The sequence below is a fragment of the Chryseobacterium ginsenosidimutans genome (assembly GCF_039536845.1).
Classification (GTDB): Bacteria; Bacteroidota; Bacteroidia; order Flavobacteriales; family Weeksellaceae; genus Chryseobacterium; species Chryseobacterium ginsenosidimutans_B.
The window spans coordinates 16,665-31,912 of record NZ_BAAAZJ010000016.1 but is presented as its reverse complement, the minus strand read 5'-3'; the positions used below and the strand labels follow the sequence as shown (position 1 = coordinate 31,912).

Below are 15,248 nucleotides of genomic sequence, written 5' to 3'. Positions count from 1 at the left end.
CGTAGGAATTTATGCAAAGAATTTTAAACGTAAATAGTTTAGATTCCTACGGAATGACAAAAGATATTTTGATATTATAACTTGATTATTTACTATCAGGAACGAAGTTTTTCCTGGCCAGTTCTTTTCTTACACGGCTCAAACTTTCAGGAGTGATTCCCAGGTAAGAAGCGATCATCCATTGAGGAACCCTTAATAATAAATCCGGATACATTTTGATGAATTTCATGTATCTTTCTTCCGCTGTTTCGCCTAGTAAAGAATTAATTCTGTCCTGAAGACTTTTAATATGTTTTTGAAGTAAAATATCGCTTTTTTCGAGGCTGTTCGGGAACTCTCCGATTAGTTTATTGATGAAATCAGGATGCAGCAAAAGTACTTCAGAATCTTCAACGGCTTCAATATAATAAACTGATTTTTCGTTGAAATAAAGACTGCTTCGGTCGGAGGTCAGCCAACTTTCAGGGGCAAACTGAATGATGTGTTCCTTTCCGTTTTTATCAATAGAATACATTTTTAAAAGTCCTTTTTCGACAAAATAAATGTATCTGCAGACTTCACCATACTGTAAAAGAAACTGGTTCTTCTGAACTTTCTTCACTTCATAATGCAGACTGCACATGTTGACCTTTTCCAAAGGAACATCTAAAACTTTCGCTAAATAATTATTAATATTTTTCATCCTGTAATTTGGTCTGCCGATATATCCTGGTGCGAAGCATTGTTAATTGCTTTTCCGTTTTCTATTACAATTAATTGCGGACTTTGGTGTGTTACTCCAAGATCATTTGCAATTTTATTTGAGATAGATCTGTGTGCCAACAAATCTAAGTAATATAACCCTACTTTTTGATCTAAGCTTTCTTTTTCAAAATTTCTCAATACCGTTTTGCTGATAAAGCAACTCGTTGAATGCTTGAATATTGCTATTCTGTTTTGAAATGAGTGGTCAATAGCTTTTTGTAAATCTTCTTCGGATTCTATTTTCTTCCAAAATGATTTCTGTTCTTTCGTTTCTTCTTTTCCTCCGAATATTTTATCAAAAAAACTCATACGTTAAACTGTTTTAGGTGATGATTAAGATGTTTATACTCCAGAAATCCCCAGTCCTTTTTTTTCATTTTTCCGAAAAGCACATGACGATCAGGCAAATTATCTTTTTTGGAGTTAATTATATATTCATCAAGCGTTCTCAGAAGTTTTTCTTTTTCTTCATCAAAATCACACTCAAAATTAATGATAAGTTTTTGAAAAGTTGGCATATTTCGGGGAATTCCGTTATTAAAAATCTGCATTTCCAATTTGGTAAGAATTCCAATAGCTCCAAAAATGCGATTAATATTAGGAAGTTCAATTTTTTTCAACGGAACCTGAAGAACGGAATTACAATGTCTCAACATCTGAGCAACATCCATTTTCCCCCATTTTGCCTGGGAATTTTCAGTCAAATCGGAAATTCTTTTTATGATTTCCTCAAAATAAATTGGATTATGGAGACTTTTCTTTACCAACCTTTTTCTTTCTTCAGATTTTCGATGTGAGCAAAATGGTGATTGCAATGCCAAGCGTAATGAGCAAGGCAATGTCTCAGATCATAATCTTTATTCTGTTCAGGATGGTGGAAAGTTCTTTCAAAGTGTTTATTGGTCATACTTTTTAATAAAGCTGTCCATCTTTGATGCGTTCCTTTAAGCATTCTCATTGCCGGTTTTACGGGCATATTTAAGCTGTCCTGAAGTTCTGCCCATTTTGCCTCATCATAAGGTTTTATGGTCGGATTATCTTCTGTAAGAGCCAATTTGAAACGCATAAAACTATTGATATGACTGTCTGCAAGATGATTGACAACCTGTCTCACTGTCCAGCCGCCTTCTCTGTATTGGGTATCAAGTTGGTCATCGTTGAAATCTTCGATCAGGTTTTTCAGCCTTCCAGGAAAATCTTTGATAACTTTTATATATTCGTCTAGTTTGATGTCGCAGATATTTTCAGGCTGTTCAAACTGTCCTATCGGAAACTTTTTTTGTTCTAAGTTGTTCATTTTTAATTATGTTGTTTAAAACGCTCAGTAAAATTACAGCATCTTTATCTTTTAAGTAATATAACATTTTGTTTTTATAATTGTCCTCTTTCGAGAAGATCATAAAATGATGACGGTATTTTTTAAATTCTAAATCTTCAAACAGAATTTCTTTTTTATCAAATTTAATTCTATCCTCTAAAATTTCAATATCTGCAATGCTGACTTTTTCCTTATTTTTAAATTTTTGATAGTAATCATCAACTATATCATCTACAAATTTATCCCATAATTCATCAATAATATCACAATACAGCTGATGTTTTTCGTTTAATTTTCTTCTGTAAAAAAGTTTGAAATATATTTTTAATTCCTTATTTGATTGAGTTCGGATAAAAATCTGATACTCTCTTCCTATATAGAATCTATAACCTTTGATAAAGTGAATTCCGTAGCGAAGTCCGGCAATATCTTTTTTATTAAGAATAGTAAAAAGATCATTAATACGATCTTTATTTTCAAATTTTATAAAATTCTCATCGATGATCAATGATCGCTTTCTTGTATCAAATAATCCACGAACAATGGTAAATTCTTTCATAAAATGCTGATTTGTCCGATAATAAAGTTTGGACAATTTTTCGAATATTAGTTTTTGTAAATTTATTAAATATTTGAGAATATAAAATGAAAAGAGCATTAATAAATGCTAAACTTGATTCATTTATTGATTTTTTATTACCTAAATCATTGATTCTTATAATTAAAAAAGACCTCAATTTTATAAATCGAAGTCTTTATTATTTAAATTCTTTCACTAATAACCGTGTAAATCAATATCGCCCGTTCTTTGTAGCGTCACCTTCTTCCCCATTTTCTTTTGAATCACTCTGAAATGCTGCAATTCGTCATCCGTCAGAATACTGATCGCAGTGCCTTTTTCATTTGCACGACCTGTTCTACCGATGCGGTGAATATAATCTAAAGGCGAACGTGGCAGTTCGTAATTGATGACACAAGGCAAAGATTCGATGTGAATACCACGACCAATCAAATCTGTCGCAACCAAAATCTGAGCGCCGTTTACTTTAAATTCTTCTAAATTATTTCTACGTGCACCCTGCGATTTCTGACTGTGAATAGCTACGGCTTTAATTTTATTTTTTTTAAGTTTTTCAACCAAATTATCTGCAGATCTTGTGGATGAAACAAAGATTAATGCTTTTTCAACCTTCTTTTCTTTGATTAAATAACGTAAAAAAGGACCTTTATTTTCCGGAGAAACGTGATAAGCCAATTGCTCGATATTATCTATTTCAACTTCCTCTTTTTTGATTTCAATCATTACAGGATTGATGGATAAACGTTCTTTCATTTCAGAAACCTTATCATTTAAAGTCGCTGAAAACAAAGTCGTTTGCTTTGCAACAGGCATCAAAGCGAAAAGTTTATTCATTTCTTCCCCAAAACCTAACTGAAACATTTTATCCGCTTCATCAATCACCAAATGCTGAATTCCCGAAATACTCAATGCATTATGATCAATCAAATCCAATAACCGCCCTGGAGTTGCAATAAGAACTTCCACACCAAACATTCCTTTCATCTGCGGATTGATGGAAACACCACCATAAACAGCCATTGTACGGATCTCACGTTTCAAATTTTCTGTAAAAGCCCTGAATACTTCATCAATCTGAATCGCCAATTCACGCGTAGGAACCAATATTAAAACCTGAACATTACGATCTTTTTTAACCTCTGCATTTTGTAACTTTTCTAAAATAGGCATCACAAAACAAGCTGTTTTTCCGGAACCTGTCTGTGCAATTCCCATTAAATCTTTTCCCTGCAAAATAACAGGGACAGCCTGCTCCTGAATCGGGAATGGCTTCAGATAACCTAATTTATTGACGGAACGAATAATATTGTGTGATAATCCTAACGATTCAAATGACATAAAAACTTATTTCCTGCAAAGATAAGCTATTGAAATTTGGTTTATGTATCGAAACTGAATGCTAGTAAAAAAGTGAAGATCCTATTTTGTTGGAAAACCGCAAAGTCGCAAAGATTTTTAATTTTGATGATGTTTTTAAGGCGCAGGAAAATCAAAGATTTTTAGCAAAATTCTAGTTTGAAACTGTATAATTTTATCGCAGATAAAACCCTTGCACCTTAAAAATATATTTGCTAATTCTAATTTGCACCTTTGCGATTAAAAACTGGTCTGATTAAATGTATAAATCTTAGTCAAAAATTATTGTTCTAAATGCCGATTTGTCCGATATTTCCAGATTGGACAATTTTTTGAATAGTAGTTTTCGTAAATTTATCAATAATTCGAGAATTTTAAATATGAAAAAAGCGTTAATAATCGTAGATGTTCAGAATGACTTTTGTGAAGGCGGTGCATTGGCAGTTCCGGGGGCAAATGAAGTGATTCCGTATATCAATGCTCTGATGGAAGAAAACGAGTATGATCAAATTGTTTTAACTCAGGATTGGCATCCTGCAAATCATAAAAGTTTTGCCAGCAATAATGGCAGAAAGGTTGGTGAAAGTATTATTTTAAATGGTGTTCCGCAGTTTATGTGGCCTGATCACTGTATCCAGGGAACTTTCGGAGCAGAATTTCATAAAGATCTCAACAGAGATAAAGTAACTCACGTCATCCAAAAAGGAAAAAATACTGAAATTGATGCGTACAGCGGTTTTCAGGACAACAACCATTTTATGAAAACAGGTTTGGATGATTTCTTGAAATACCATGATATTCAATTGTTGGAAATTGTAGGTTTAGCTATGGACTATTGTGTAAAATTCACATGTACAGATGCTGTTGCAAATGGTTATGTTACTTGCCTTCACTTTAACGGAACCCGTGCTGTAAACGTAAAACCTGATAATGGAAGAGACGCGATCTACGAAATGATTCAAAAAGGAGTGACGGTTTTAGGATAGTTTTATATAAATTTAAACTGAATAAAGGCTTCGAGAGCCTCAGCCTGACAACGCGAATACTATTTTCGTAACTTTTCAACTCTTCTGTCAGGCTGAGGCTCTCGAAGCCTTACAAACAACAAAAAAGACGTTGAATTTTCAACGTCTTTTTATTTTTTAACTTAAAATATACTTTTGAATTAAAGCATTTTAAGATTGTTTACTTCAAGTTCAGTAAGGATTCTCCAGTGTCCTCTCTTGATATTTTTCTTCGTTAATCCTGCAAACATTACTCTGTCAAGAGCCTCCACTTCATATCCTAATCTCTGGAAAATTCTTCTGATAACACGATTCCAACCGATATGGATTTCAATTCCGACTTCATTTTTAGGTTTTCCTTCAATATATGAAATTTGATCTACAACAGCTACACCTTCATCCAAACGGATTCCTTCAACGATCAGTTTCATATCTTCATGACTTAATTTTTTATCCAAAGTCACATGATAGATTTTCTTGGCATCAAAAGATGGGTGCGTCAGTTTTTTCGTCATGTGTCCGTCGTTCGTTAGAAGAATAACTCCCGTTGTAGAACGATCCAGTCTTCCGACAGGGAAAACACGGTAAGGAGAAGCATTTGCCACCAAATCCATTACTGTTTTTCTTGCTTTGTCGTCTTTCGTCGTAGAAATATAACCTTTTGGCTTATTAAGAAGTACATACACGGGTTTTTCCGGAGTGATATTTTGTCCGTCGAAAACTACTTTATCGACTTTCTGAACCTGGTACCCCATTTCAGTAACTACTTTTCCATTTACTTCTACTAAACCTTGAGTGATCAATTCATCTGCTTCTCTTCTGCTGCAGATTCCTGAATTGGCGATGTATTTATTAAGACGTATAGTATCTTTATGAATATCTTTTTCTATTTTATTCAGTCTTCTTTTTTGCACAAAAGATTTTGCACCGTCCTGATTTCTGTCATCTCCACTTCCCGGTCTTCTTCCGTATTTTAAGCTCCCTCTTTCATACTTATCTCTGGTATCAAAGCTACTAGGTCTACTTCCCCCTCTTTTCGGAGCTGATTTACTGAAAGGTTTTTTTTCTTCGCCTGTACTGGTAATAAATGGTTCTTGATCATTTTTCCCATATTTCTTATCCATACGAGCCTGGTAACTGGTGTCACCGCTTCTCCTGGAATCAGAATTTCTCTCTCCAGCTTTTGGAAATGGTTTTTTAAAAGGTTTTGAACCAGAAGAATTTCCTGATCTTGAAGCACGAGAATCATCAGAATTATTTCTTGTTGAACTTCTTGGTTTCTTTGGTCTTCCTGAATTATTGTCTCTGCTCATGCTAAATATTTGTGCAAAGATAGTTAATTTAGTAACGAGTTAAAAATTAAGAATCATAACTTTGCAATATAGTTTAATTCTAACATTACAGGAAAACCGAAAATGATAACAATAGTAGACGATAATTTCTCACAGTTAAACTCCTTTTTACACGAAAAATCTTTCAGCAAAATTTTTATTTTGGTTGATGAAAATACACATGAATATTGCCTTCCTGTTCTTTTAGGAAATATGGAAACAGATCTTGGTTTTGAAATTCTGGAAGTGGAAGCTGGTGAAGAGATGAAAAATATTCAGACGGCAAACCAGCTTTGGGAAATTCTGACAGAAATGAGAGCAGACCGAAAAGCACTGGTTATCAATCTTGGTGGCGGTGTGATTACAGATATGGGAGGTTTTGTAGCTTCTACATATAAGAGAGGAATTGAATTTATTAATATTCCCACCACTCTTCTTTCAATGTGTGACGCTTCAATCGGCGGAAAAACAGGAATTGATCTGATGCATTATAAGAATATGGTAGGAACTTTCAGCTTCCCAGAAAAGATCTTTGCTTATCCTAAATTTTTAGAAACCTTACCTTTTAAAGAATTAAGAAGTGGTTTTGCAGAAATGCTGAAACACGGATTAATTGCAGACAAAGCGCATTGGGAAAACTTGATACAGATTCATAAATTAGATATTGAAAGTGTAATTCCTCATATTCAAACTTCTATGAACATCAAACAACTTGTTGTAGAACAGGATTTTCATGAGAAAAATATTAGAAAAACATTGAATTTCGGACATACAATTGGGCATGCAATCGAAAGCTTATGCTTAAACCAAGGGAATCCCATTCTTCATGGTGAAGCGGTTGCGATGGGAATGATTTCCGAAGCACATCTTGCTTATTTGGAAGGTTTAATTTCTGAGGAAGACTCAAAACTAATTATTGAAAACATTCAAAAATACTATCCTTATTTAGATATCAGTGATTTTAAAGATGAAGATATTTTTGATTTGTTATTAAACGATAAAAAGAATGTAGACAGCAAAATCAATTTTTCTTTGCTTTCAGGAATTGGTTCTTGTACGTTTGACCATCAATGCCACCTTAAAAATATCACCAAATCTTTGAATTTTTACAGAAAACTAAACGATGCATAAGGTTATTTTCATGAAATGAGGATATAAATTCTATGTACTTTAACAAAATTGTCAATTTAGATTATTTCTAAACAAATGTTTAATTGAATTTTTAACTATTTGAAATTCAATATTATAAAAATAAAATCCACTTATTTTATAGGTGGATTTTTTACTGATTTTCATCATATTTAGTTTTTTGGCAAGCAATTTGAAAGATACTCACCGTCAAATGAAAAAATGACGAGTAGTAAAATTTAAAATTAGAAATAGTAAAAATTAAAAAATTAAAGTTATGAAAAAGTTAATCTTAGGAATAGCAGTAACAGCAAGTTCATTAGCATTCGCTCAAACAACGACTTCAAGTTCGAATATGTCATCTACAAGTCCGGTAAAATTCGGTATAAAAGCTGGAATAAATGTATCATCAATTTCAAAAGATGGATATGAAGATGCTAAATCTAAAGTAGGATTTGCCGGAGGTGTTTTCGCAAACATTCCTGTTTCAGAAATGTTCAGCATTCAACCGGAAGTAATGTATTCTCAAATGGGATCAAAGGTTACTAATAGCTCGAGTGGTACAATTTTAGGAAATAGTTTTACTTCAAAAAGTTCTGCTACTTTGAATTTAGATTATATTACAGTTCCTTTAATGCTTCAATTTAGAGCGACACCTGCATTTTATGTGGAAGCAGGTCCTGAATTTGGATTTTTGGTAAGTGCAAAAACTAAAGATGCAAGTACAACTACGGTAAATGGATCTACAACTACTACAACATCAGAATCTGGTGACGTTAAAGATTATTTTTCAGGATTTAATATGGGTGTAGGTCTTGGTCTAGGATATGATATTACTCCAAACTTTGGTGTTAGTGCTAGATATGTTGCCGGATTTACAGATATTAATAAAAAAGACAGTAATACGAATGGAAATACTTCTCTTCAAAACGACGGGAATAAAAACAGAAATAATACATTTCAAGGAGGTGTATACTTCAAATTCTAATTCATAAAAACAATTTTGATTTCAATAAAAGGTCAGACTTAATTTTTAAGTCTGACCTTTCTTATTATTAACCATTTAATTTTTACAATAAATTGACTTTTTGCTTTACTTATGAGACTATATTTATCAATTATTAAATCAATTAATAAACATTGGCAAGAAATTTGCTGCAATTTTGGCAAATAAACTATTTATTAATAAATTTAAAATAATAACTATGAAAAAACTAATTTTAGGATTAGCAATTACAGCTAGTTCATTGGCGTTTGCTCAGGAAAAAGCTAAGGAATCGTCTTCTTCAGTAAGATTTGGTTTAAAAGCAGGTCTTAACATTTCTACTATTTCTGGTGGAGATTCTAAGGCGAAAGCTGGATTTTACGGAGGCGCGTTTGCAAATATTCCTATCGCATCAAGCTTCAGCATTCAGCCGGAAGTTATGTACAGTGGATTAGGAGCTAAAGACGAACAATTAAATGATTTTAAGATAAACTTAAGTTATATTTCGGTTCCTGTAATGTTTCAGTATAATGTAATTCCAAACTTTTATCTAGAAGCAGGACCACAATTTAGCTTTTTAGTAGATTCTAAATTCAAATATCAGTCTGCATCTGTAAAAGCTAATGATTATATTAAAACTTTTGATTTTGGAATCGGTCTTGGTGCAGGATACTATGTCACAGACAATTTTGGAATTACAGCAAGATATGTTGCTGGTGTAGTAGACATTCCTAAGGAAACTATGGGGCCTGATGCTACAGGTAAAAACAATGTTTTTCAGATTGGTTTAGCATATAAATTCAACTAAAAACAATTTGATTTCAATATAAAAGGTCAGATTTCATCATGAAACCTGACCTTTTTGATTTATTTAAAAATAAAAAATTTTAACTAAATAATTCCACTTCCTCTCCTTTCTCTACAGGATATTCTTCTGTAAAACATCCAAAACAGTGATTGGAAGAACCTAAAATTGCTTTTAGGTTATCTGTGCTTAAAAACTCTAAAGAATCTACTCCTAAATAGTCTCTAAGCTCTTCAGTCGTCATATTTGCAGAAATCAAATCATCTTTTGATGGGGTGTCAATTCCTAAATAACAAGGTGCAATAATTGGCGGAGAAACACTTCTGAAGTGAATTTCCTTTACACCAGCTTCTTTCAGAATCTTAACCAGTCTTTTTGAAGTAGTTCCACGAACGATTGAATCGTCTATGATAACAACTCTTTTGCCTTTGATTTCAGAAATAATCGGGTTTAATTTAAGGTTCACTACCCTTTCTCTCATTTCCTGAGTTGGTACGATGAAACTTCTTCCGATATATCTGTTTTTTATCAAAACCGGACGGAAAGGTATTCCGGAAGCTTTAGAGAAACCAATCGCAGCAGGAACTCCGGAATCCGGAACACCAATCACCAAATCAGCTTCTACAGGAGCCTGTTCCCAGATTTTCTCTCCGGATTTTTCTCTAATTTCGTAAACATTTATATTTTCTAATGTAGAATCGGGTCTTGCAAAATAGATATATTCAAAAGAACAGATTCTTTGCTTTCCTTTTTCTTCATTTACCATGTACGAGTTTAATTTTCCAGGTTCGTTTTCATTTGTATAAATGATTTCTCCCGGTAAAATATCACGAACATACTGAGCTCCAACAGCATCTAAAGCTACAGATTCAGAAGCTACAACGTAAGAATTTTCGTTGATTGCTCCCAAAACCAAAGGTCTGATTCCGTTGAAATCTCTGAATGCGAAAAATTTATTTCTCGTCATTCCGACAACAGAATATGCACCTTCAATTTTCTCCATTGTTGCCTTGATAGCCCCACGAAGACCTAAATCAAGATTTTTTTGGATTAATCTTAAAATCACTTCAGAGTCGGAAGTTGCTCTGAAAACTACGCCTTCAGCTTCCAGTTCTCGTTTTAATTCTTTTGCATTGGTAAGGTTACCGTTATGCGCTATAGAAAGGATAATCTGGTCATATTCGTTTTTCGCGAAAAATGGCTGGAAATTATACTTCTTTTTGTCTCCTGCAGTCGTATAACGAGTGTGTCCGATTGCAGAATTTCCCATAAAAGTTTCAGGATCCTGGATCTCTTTATAAACATCTAAAACCAACCCTTCATCTTTCATATTGGTGATTTTTCCATCCTTTAAAACAGAAATACCACATGCTTCCTGACCTCTGTGCTGTAACGCAAAAAGCCCGAACTGCGAAAGAGAAAACGTGTCCAAATCGTTATCAGAATACATTCCGAAGATACCGCACTCCTCATTCGGAGCATCAAGTCTTTCTTCTTCCTGCGTTCTGAAAAGATTTCTTCCGTAGGTTTGAGTTTCAAATTGTTTTAAATATTCACTTTTATGAATGTCTAAACTTTTCATTTCTATTTTTTCTAATCTAGATTTTATTTTGATAGATTTATAAATTAGATGAAAAATTAAATATTATGTTAAATAAGAAAACTTAACATCTAATTTTATCTAAAATCTTATTTGCCTAAAGCTACTTTCAATCTGTTGTAGATCTCAACGTAAGCTTCAGTAACTTCTCCTAAGTCTCTTCTGAATCTGTCTTTATCCAACTTCTTCATTGTATCCTTGTCCCAAAGTCTGCATGTGTCAGGAGAAATTTCGTCTGCAAGGATGATTTCACCGTCAGAAGTTTTTCCTAATTCAATTTTGAAATCAACCAGGATGATATTCATTTTGTCGAAAAGATCGATCAGGATTTCGTTGATGTCTGATGTTAATTCATACATTTCATCAAGCTCTTCATACGTTGCAGCACCTAAGAAAACAGCGTGGTGATCGTTGATAAGCGGATCTCCCAACTCGTCTTTTTTGTAGCAGATATCGAAGATAGTAACAGGAGATTTAATTCCTTCTTCAACGCCTAATCTTTGAGCCATACTTCCTGCAGAATAGTTTCTTACAACCATTTCTAAAGGAATGATAGATACTTTTCTCACCAATTGCTCTCTTTCGTTCAATTGTTTAATGAAATGAGTCTTAATCCCTTTTTCATTTAAATATTCAAAGATCAAAGTTGTGATGGCGTTGTTCATTTCACCTTTCAAATCAACAGATCCTCTTTTTTGAGCATTAAATGCAGTAGCATCGTCCTTGAAACGAACTACAACTTGGTCAGGATTATCGGTAGCAAATACTTGTTTCGCTTTACCTTCGTACAACATTTCTTTCTTTTCCATTTCTTACTAGATTTATTTTTATTATTTAATTAAAATTCCTGTTAAAACTGCCAACCCAAAACTCAGAAGCGTACCGATTAATACATATTCCGTTAATTTTCTTTGTTTGGCCTGTGCTAAGTCGCTGAATCTGAAAACAGATTTTGCGGCCACCATAAAACCAACGCCTTCCCAGTGATTCACCAAAATAAAAGTGAATACCAATAAACGTTCTAAAATTCCAATATATTTTCCGGCACTCGATAAAGATTCGGTTTGTATGTTACCCGTAGTCTCCGGAACGGGGGTCCATGAAGACAATAATATTTTGATAAAAATTGAAGCTGGTGTTGTTAAAAACAAAGCAGCCATCAATATTTTTAAAATTTCCTGATCTTTTAAAAATTCAAAATTGAATTCATTAAAATAAAAAGAAACTCCGGCAATTACTAAAATATGAAGAGCCTGATCAAAGAAAAACCAGTTTTTCTTATTTTTAACAGTCTGAAAATTCAGTTTCGCTGCATCAATAATAAAATGTGTAATTCCTACTAAAACAGCTACCCACCAAAGTTGAATATCCCAAAGGAAAATAAAACTTAAAACCATATGAATCAGAACATGAAGGTACAAATATTTGCTCTTCAGTTTTTTGCTTTCTTTCTCTGCAACCCAAGAATTTGGCTGAAGAATAAAGTCTCCAAATAAATGTGCCAATATGAGTTTAGTAAAAATCATGCTTACAGTTCTGAGATTTTCTTTTTAAAATATTGATTGGTTTCCACGATAAGCTCATAGTTTGCACGCTTCAGTCTCTGGCTTATAGATGATTGGGAGATTGCAAATCTTTTTGCAAGATCTTCCTGAGTGATATCTTTATTCATGATCATTTCGTGGATGATTTCGGATGTTGCCATTGTCCAGTTATCAAAATCTTTCGAAGACCATTTCAGTAAAATATTTAAGTCTCTGTCAACAGAATCGTTGGAGGTTTTGATAGAAACGGTGTGCCCGTCGTTCTTTAAGTCGTTTAGTAATCTTCCGGAATATACATATGCCGTTCCGTTGGATTCTGTAATTTTTTCAGATGAAAAGTTTTCTTCGCCAATACCAATGGCAATTCTTACATCTAAATTTTCCTGACTTTTTATTAATGATTTTATGGCTAAGAAACGCCAGAAAACTTCATCGATATTACATTTGAACTGAAATTCGTCGCCTCTGTAGATTTCCCATGTTTGAGGTGCGCTTCCCCATTGTTCGAGAAGATTTTTGAGCTTGGTCATCCAAACTTCTGTTTCCGCGTGTTGTGAATTTATAATGTCTCCGGTAAGTACCGCTATCATTTTGCAAATATAAGCATAATTACTTATAAATAAAAAATATAAGCAGATACACTTATAGATATTGATTATTAGTGAATCTGCTTATATCGATGATGTTGTAAATACCTGATTTCAGGATATTTTTAATAAAATTATTTTTAATTGCTCTTTTATAATTGGGATGCTTCGACAAGCTCAGCATGACACCACTATAAATTAACTTCTAAATAGAACCGGTTAGTATCAGAGTTGTCATGCTGAGTTTGTCGAAGCATCATAGCATATTAAAAATACCTTACTTCTTAATAAACTGATAAATTTTATTATCTAATTTTAATAAATAAGAACCTGTCGGCAAGCTTTGAGCTGAAATAGTTTTCTTATTTTTAAAAGGATTTTGTTCTGTAGAAATTACTTTTCCTGAGAAATCTAAAATCTGAGCCGTTTTTATATTTTCAATTTTTCCGTTAACGAAAATATTGTCGTTAACAGGATTTGGATAAATTTTAAACTCATTATTTTGAGCAAAAATTGCGTCAGAAGTTGCTAAAGTTCCTAAACTCTGACAATAATCGCTCGCATATGAATCCCATTCACCAATTGTAAATGTTGTTGTCGGCTGATTAATATTGGTTTTTCGGTATAAAGAAACATTTCCTAAAACAGACGAATTCGACTGCCCGCTCACACCTATCGCATCCACACTTGAAGATTTATATCTCAATTCTAGATAATTACTTCCCGTAAAAGTCATCTGTGGAGCCGCCGTTACAAATTTTGCCTGATTTACGGTATAACAAGAAAAATTTGCACTTGGATTTAGGACAACGAAAGTTTCGTTATTTTGAACTATTCCTTCCAATTCATAAGGATCTACGAAATAGTAATTTGTTCCGCTATAAAACTGAATGGACAATCTGTAATCGCTTAAATTAACAGGGTGCCCTGTTTTATTAGTGATTTCTAAAGCTTTATTATTTGAAGATCCTTCCAGATATTTTGTAACCATTAAATCTTTAGCATAAATATCCGATGCTAAAGTTGTTGTTGAAGCAACATTGCTGTCCGATGACAATAAATATCCACTGTCATAAGCTTTAACTGTAAAAGTATAAGCTGTAGAAGGTGTTAAATGATCTATACTGAATGTTGTATTTTTCGTCGCTCCAACTAAAGCTCCGTTCTGGTAGATTTTATAACCGATTACATCTGTGCTTGAACTTGGCGTCCAGCTTAATGTTGAAAAATAAGCACTGTTTTGAGTTACAGTTAAATTGGCAGGTGTTTGTGGTACAATTGCATCCGGAGTTTGTCCCCAAATTGCACTTATCCATGCAGGATTATCAATAAAAGGATTTCGGTTTTTCTGTAAATTATAGACTGCATTATTTCTGTCAATTTCCTTTTGAGAAACAGGATCTTGCTGATTCCACTGGAGAAGCATTGTAATATAAGCCGGATCAAAAGACCTTTCCTCTGTACCATCCAAAGGATTGGTGTCAGAAGCAGGATTTGCATTATTATTAAAATTAAAAGTACCTAATTTCCCTTCATATCTTACCGCAAAATACAGTAAACTTCTTGCTACATCGCCTTTAAATTCATTAATCGGTTCATAAACACGTCCGGTATAAGTCATCCCCGGAATTGCACAGTTGCCTATTCGTGAAGAATTAGTAAACGTATAATATATAGTAGAGCCTACAATTCCATAAGGATAGTTACTTCTCAGCTGATTAATTCTTGCATCCGTAGGAACTACATAAAACAAATCAGAATACATAGGATAATTACTGTAGAATGTACTTTGAGGCATCATATGCTCTCTGTTCCAGCCCTGTCCTTCCGCAGAAGCACTTCCGATAATATTAGCTGTTGTATATTCGTAAACATCCGGTCCTGTCGGAATTTCAGAATACATGTCTAATAGTATAGTCGTATTGGTAGCATCATGATCGTAATATTTATCTAAATCTGTCTGATTGTAATAGTTGGTAAGATCACCATAATTCCAGTTTATATTTTTTGCCGAAATAATATCATGCAATTTCGATTTTAAGGCGTAACCCGTCAAGCCTGCTGTTCCATCGTAATATCCTGCCGGAGCCTGAGCTGCAAAACAGGATGAAATCAAAATAATTGGAAGTAGAAATTTTTTCATGCTTTAAAATTGGGTGGCTAAAATAGTAAATTAATCTACTCAAAGTTCTGAAAATTTTATTAAAAAATCATTAATTTTTAAAATATAAAAAATTGAAAATTAAAGTTTTGCATATAAAATAGT

16 protein-coding genes are annotated in these 15,248 nt (G+C 33.3%); 4 read left to right on the top strand and 12 right to left on the bottom strand.

Translation table 11 applies throughout. The features are described from left to right. Window positions 1-85: 85 nt before the first annotated feature. From ABD745_RS19585 to ABD745_RS19560, 6 genes are all read right to left on the bottom strand, one after another. Window positions 86-682, bottom strand: coding sequence for a Crp/Fnr family transcriptional regulator (locus ABD745_RS19585; RefSeq protein ID WP_344834150.1), 597 nt, complete (start codon window positions 680-682; stop codon window positions 86-88). Then, on the bottom strand, window positions 679-1,053 hold the full coding sequence (gene ytxJ / locus ABD745_RS19580) for a bacillithiol system redox-active protein YtxJ (protein ID WP_344834147.1): 375 nt from the start codon (window positions 1,051-1,053) through the stop codon (window positions 679-681). The genes ABD745_RS19585 and ytxJ overlap by 4 nt, the downstream gene beginning before the upstream one ends. Then, a complete protein-coding gene (locus ABD745_RS19575; RefSeq protein WP_344834145.1) occupies window positions 1,050-1,511 on the bottom strand; it encodes a DUF1569 domain-containing protein in 462 nt (153 codons plus the stop codon). The genes ytxJ and ABD745_RS19575 overlap by 4 nt, the downstream gene beginning before the upstream one ends. Next, window positions 1,505-2,041, bottom strand: coding sequence for a YfiT family bacillithiol transferase (locus ABD745_RS19570; RefSeq protein ID WP_344834142.1), 537 nt, complete (start codon window positions 2,039-2,041; stop codon window positions 1,505-1,507). Before ABD745_RS19570 ends, ABD745_RS19575 begins: the two co-directional genes overlap by 7 nt. After that, complete coding sequence (locus ABD745_RS19565; RefSeq protein WP_344834139.1) at window positions 1,998-2,621, bottom strand: hypothetical protein; 624 nt, start codon at window positions 2,619-2,621, stop codon at window positions 1,998-2,000. The genes ABD745_RS19570 and ABD745_RS19565 overlap by 44 nt, the downstream gene beginning before the upstream one ends. A 216-nt stretch (window positions 2,622-2,837) precedes the next feature. Continuing rightward, entirely contained in the window at window positions 2,838-3,980 is a 1,143-nt protein-coding gene (locus tag ABD745_RS19560; RefSeq protein ID WP_344834136.1) for a DEAD/DEAH box helicase, read from the bottom strand. A gap of 398 nt (window positions 3,981-4,378) precedes the next feature. On the opposite strand from ABD745_RS19560, the gene pncA reads away from it, so the two are divergent. Continuing rightward, window positions 4,379-4,984: a bifunctional nicotinamidase/pyrazinamidase gene (pncA, locus tag ABD745_RS19555; RefSeq protein WP_344834133.1), complete on the top strand. Its 606-nt coding sequence runs from the start codon at window positions 4,379-4,381 to the stop codon at window positions 4,982-4,984. Window positions 4,985-5,163: 179 nt separating this feature from the next. On the opposite strand, the gene ABD745_RS19550 is transcribed toward pncA, so the two are convergent. Next, on the bottom strand, window positions 5,164-6,126 hold the full coding sequence (locus ABD745_RS19550) for a pseudouridine synthase (RefSeq protein WP_344834940.1): 963 nt from the start codon (window positions 6,124-6,126) through the stop codon (window positions 5,164-5,166). A 291-nt stretch (window positions 6,127-6,417) separates the two neighbouring features. On the opposite strand from ABD745_RS19550, the gene aroB reads away from it, so the two are divergent. The 3 genes from aroB (at window position 6,418) to ABD745_RS19535 (ending at window position 9,254) form a co-directional block, all read left to right on the top strand. Then, entirely contained in the window at window positions 6,418-7,464 is a 1,047-nt protein-coding gene (gene aroB, locus ABD745_RS19545) for a 3-dehydroquinate synthase (protein ID WP_344834130.1), read from the top strand. Between the two features lie 274 nt (window positions 7,465-7,738). After that, a complete protein-coding gene (locus tag ABD745_RS19540; RefSeq protein ID WP_344834127.1) occupies window positions 7,739-8,449 on the top strand; it encodes a porin family protein in 711 nt (236 codons plus the stop codon). 217 nt (window positions 8,450-8,666) lie between these two features. Continuing rightward, the gene (locus ABD745_RS19535) at window positions 8,667-9,254 is read left to right on the top strand and encodes a porin family protein (protein ID WP_344834124.1); all 588 of its coding nucleotides are present in this window, start codon (window positions 8,667-8,669) and stop codon (window positions 9,252-9,254) included. Between the two features lie 79 nt (window positions 9,255-9,333). On the opposite strand, the gene purF is transcribed toward ABD745_RS19535, so the two are convergent. The 5 genes from purF to ABD745_RS19510 all read right to left on the bottom strand — a co-directional run bounded on the left by purF (window position 9,334) and on the right by ABD745_RS19510 (window position 15,125). Further along, window positions 9,334-10,833, bottom strand: a complete 1,500-nt coding sequence (gene purF / locus ABD745_RS19530; RefSeq protein ID WP_047402034.1) for an amidophosphoribosyltransferase — start codon at window positions 10,831-10,833, stop codon at window positions 9,334-9,336. A 107-nt stretch (window positions 10,834-10,940) separates the two neighbouring features. Next, window positions 10,941-11,660, bottom strand: a complete 720-nt coding sequence (gene purC / locus ABD745_RS19525; protein WP_344834120.1) for a phosphoribosylaminoimidazolesuccinocarboxamide synthase — start codon at window positions 11,658-11,660, stop codon at window positions 10,941-10,943. Between the two features lie 21 nt (window positions 11,661-11,681). Beyond that, on the bottom strand, window positions 11,682-12,377 hold the full coding sequence (locus ABD745_RS19520) for a DUF3307 domain-containing protein (RefSeq protein ID WP_344834118.1): 696 nt from the start codon (window positions 12,375-12,377) through the stop codon (window positions 11,682-11,684). Between the two features lie 2 nt (window positions 12,378-12,379). Further along, the gene (locus tag ABD745_RS19515) at window positions 12,380-12,985 is read right to left on the bottom strand and encodes a SatD family protein (RefSeq protein WP_344834115.1); all 606 of its coding nucleotides are present in this window, start codon (window positions 12,983-12,985) and stop codon (window positions 12,380-12,382) included. 274 nt (window positions 12,986-13,259) lie between these two features. Then, a complete protein-coding gene (locus tag ABD745_RS19510; protein ID WP_344834112.1) occupies window positions 13,260-15,125 on the bottom strand; it encodes an endonuclease in 1,866 nt (621 codons plus the stop codon). Window positions 15,126-15,248 lie beyond the last annotated feature (123 nt).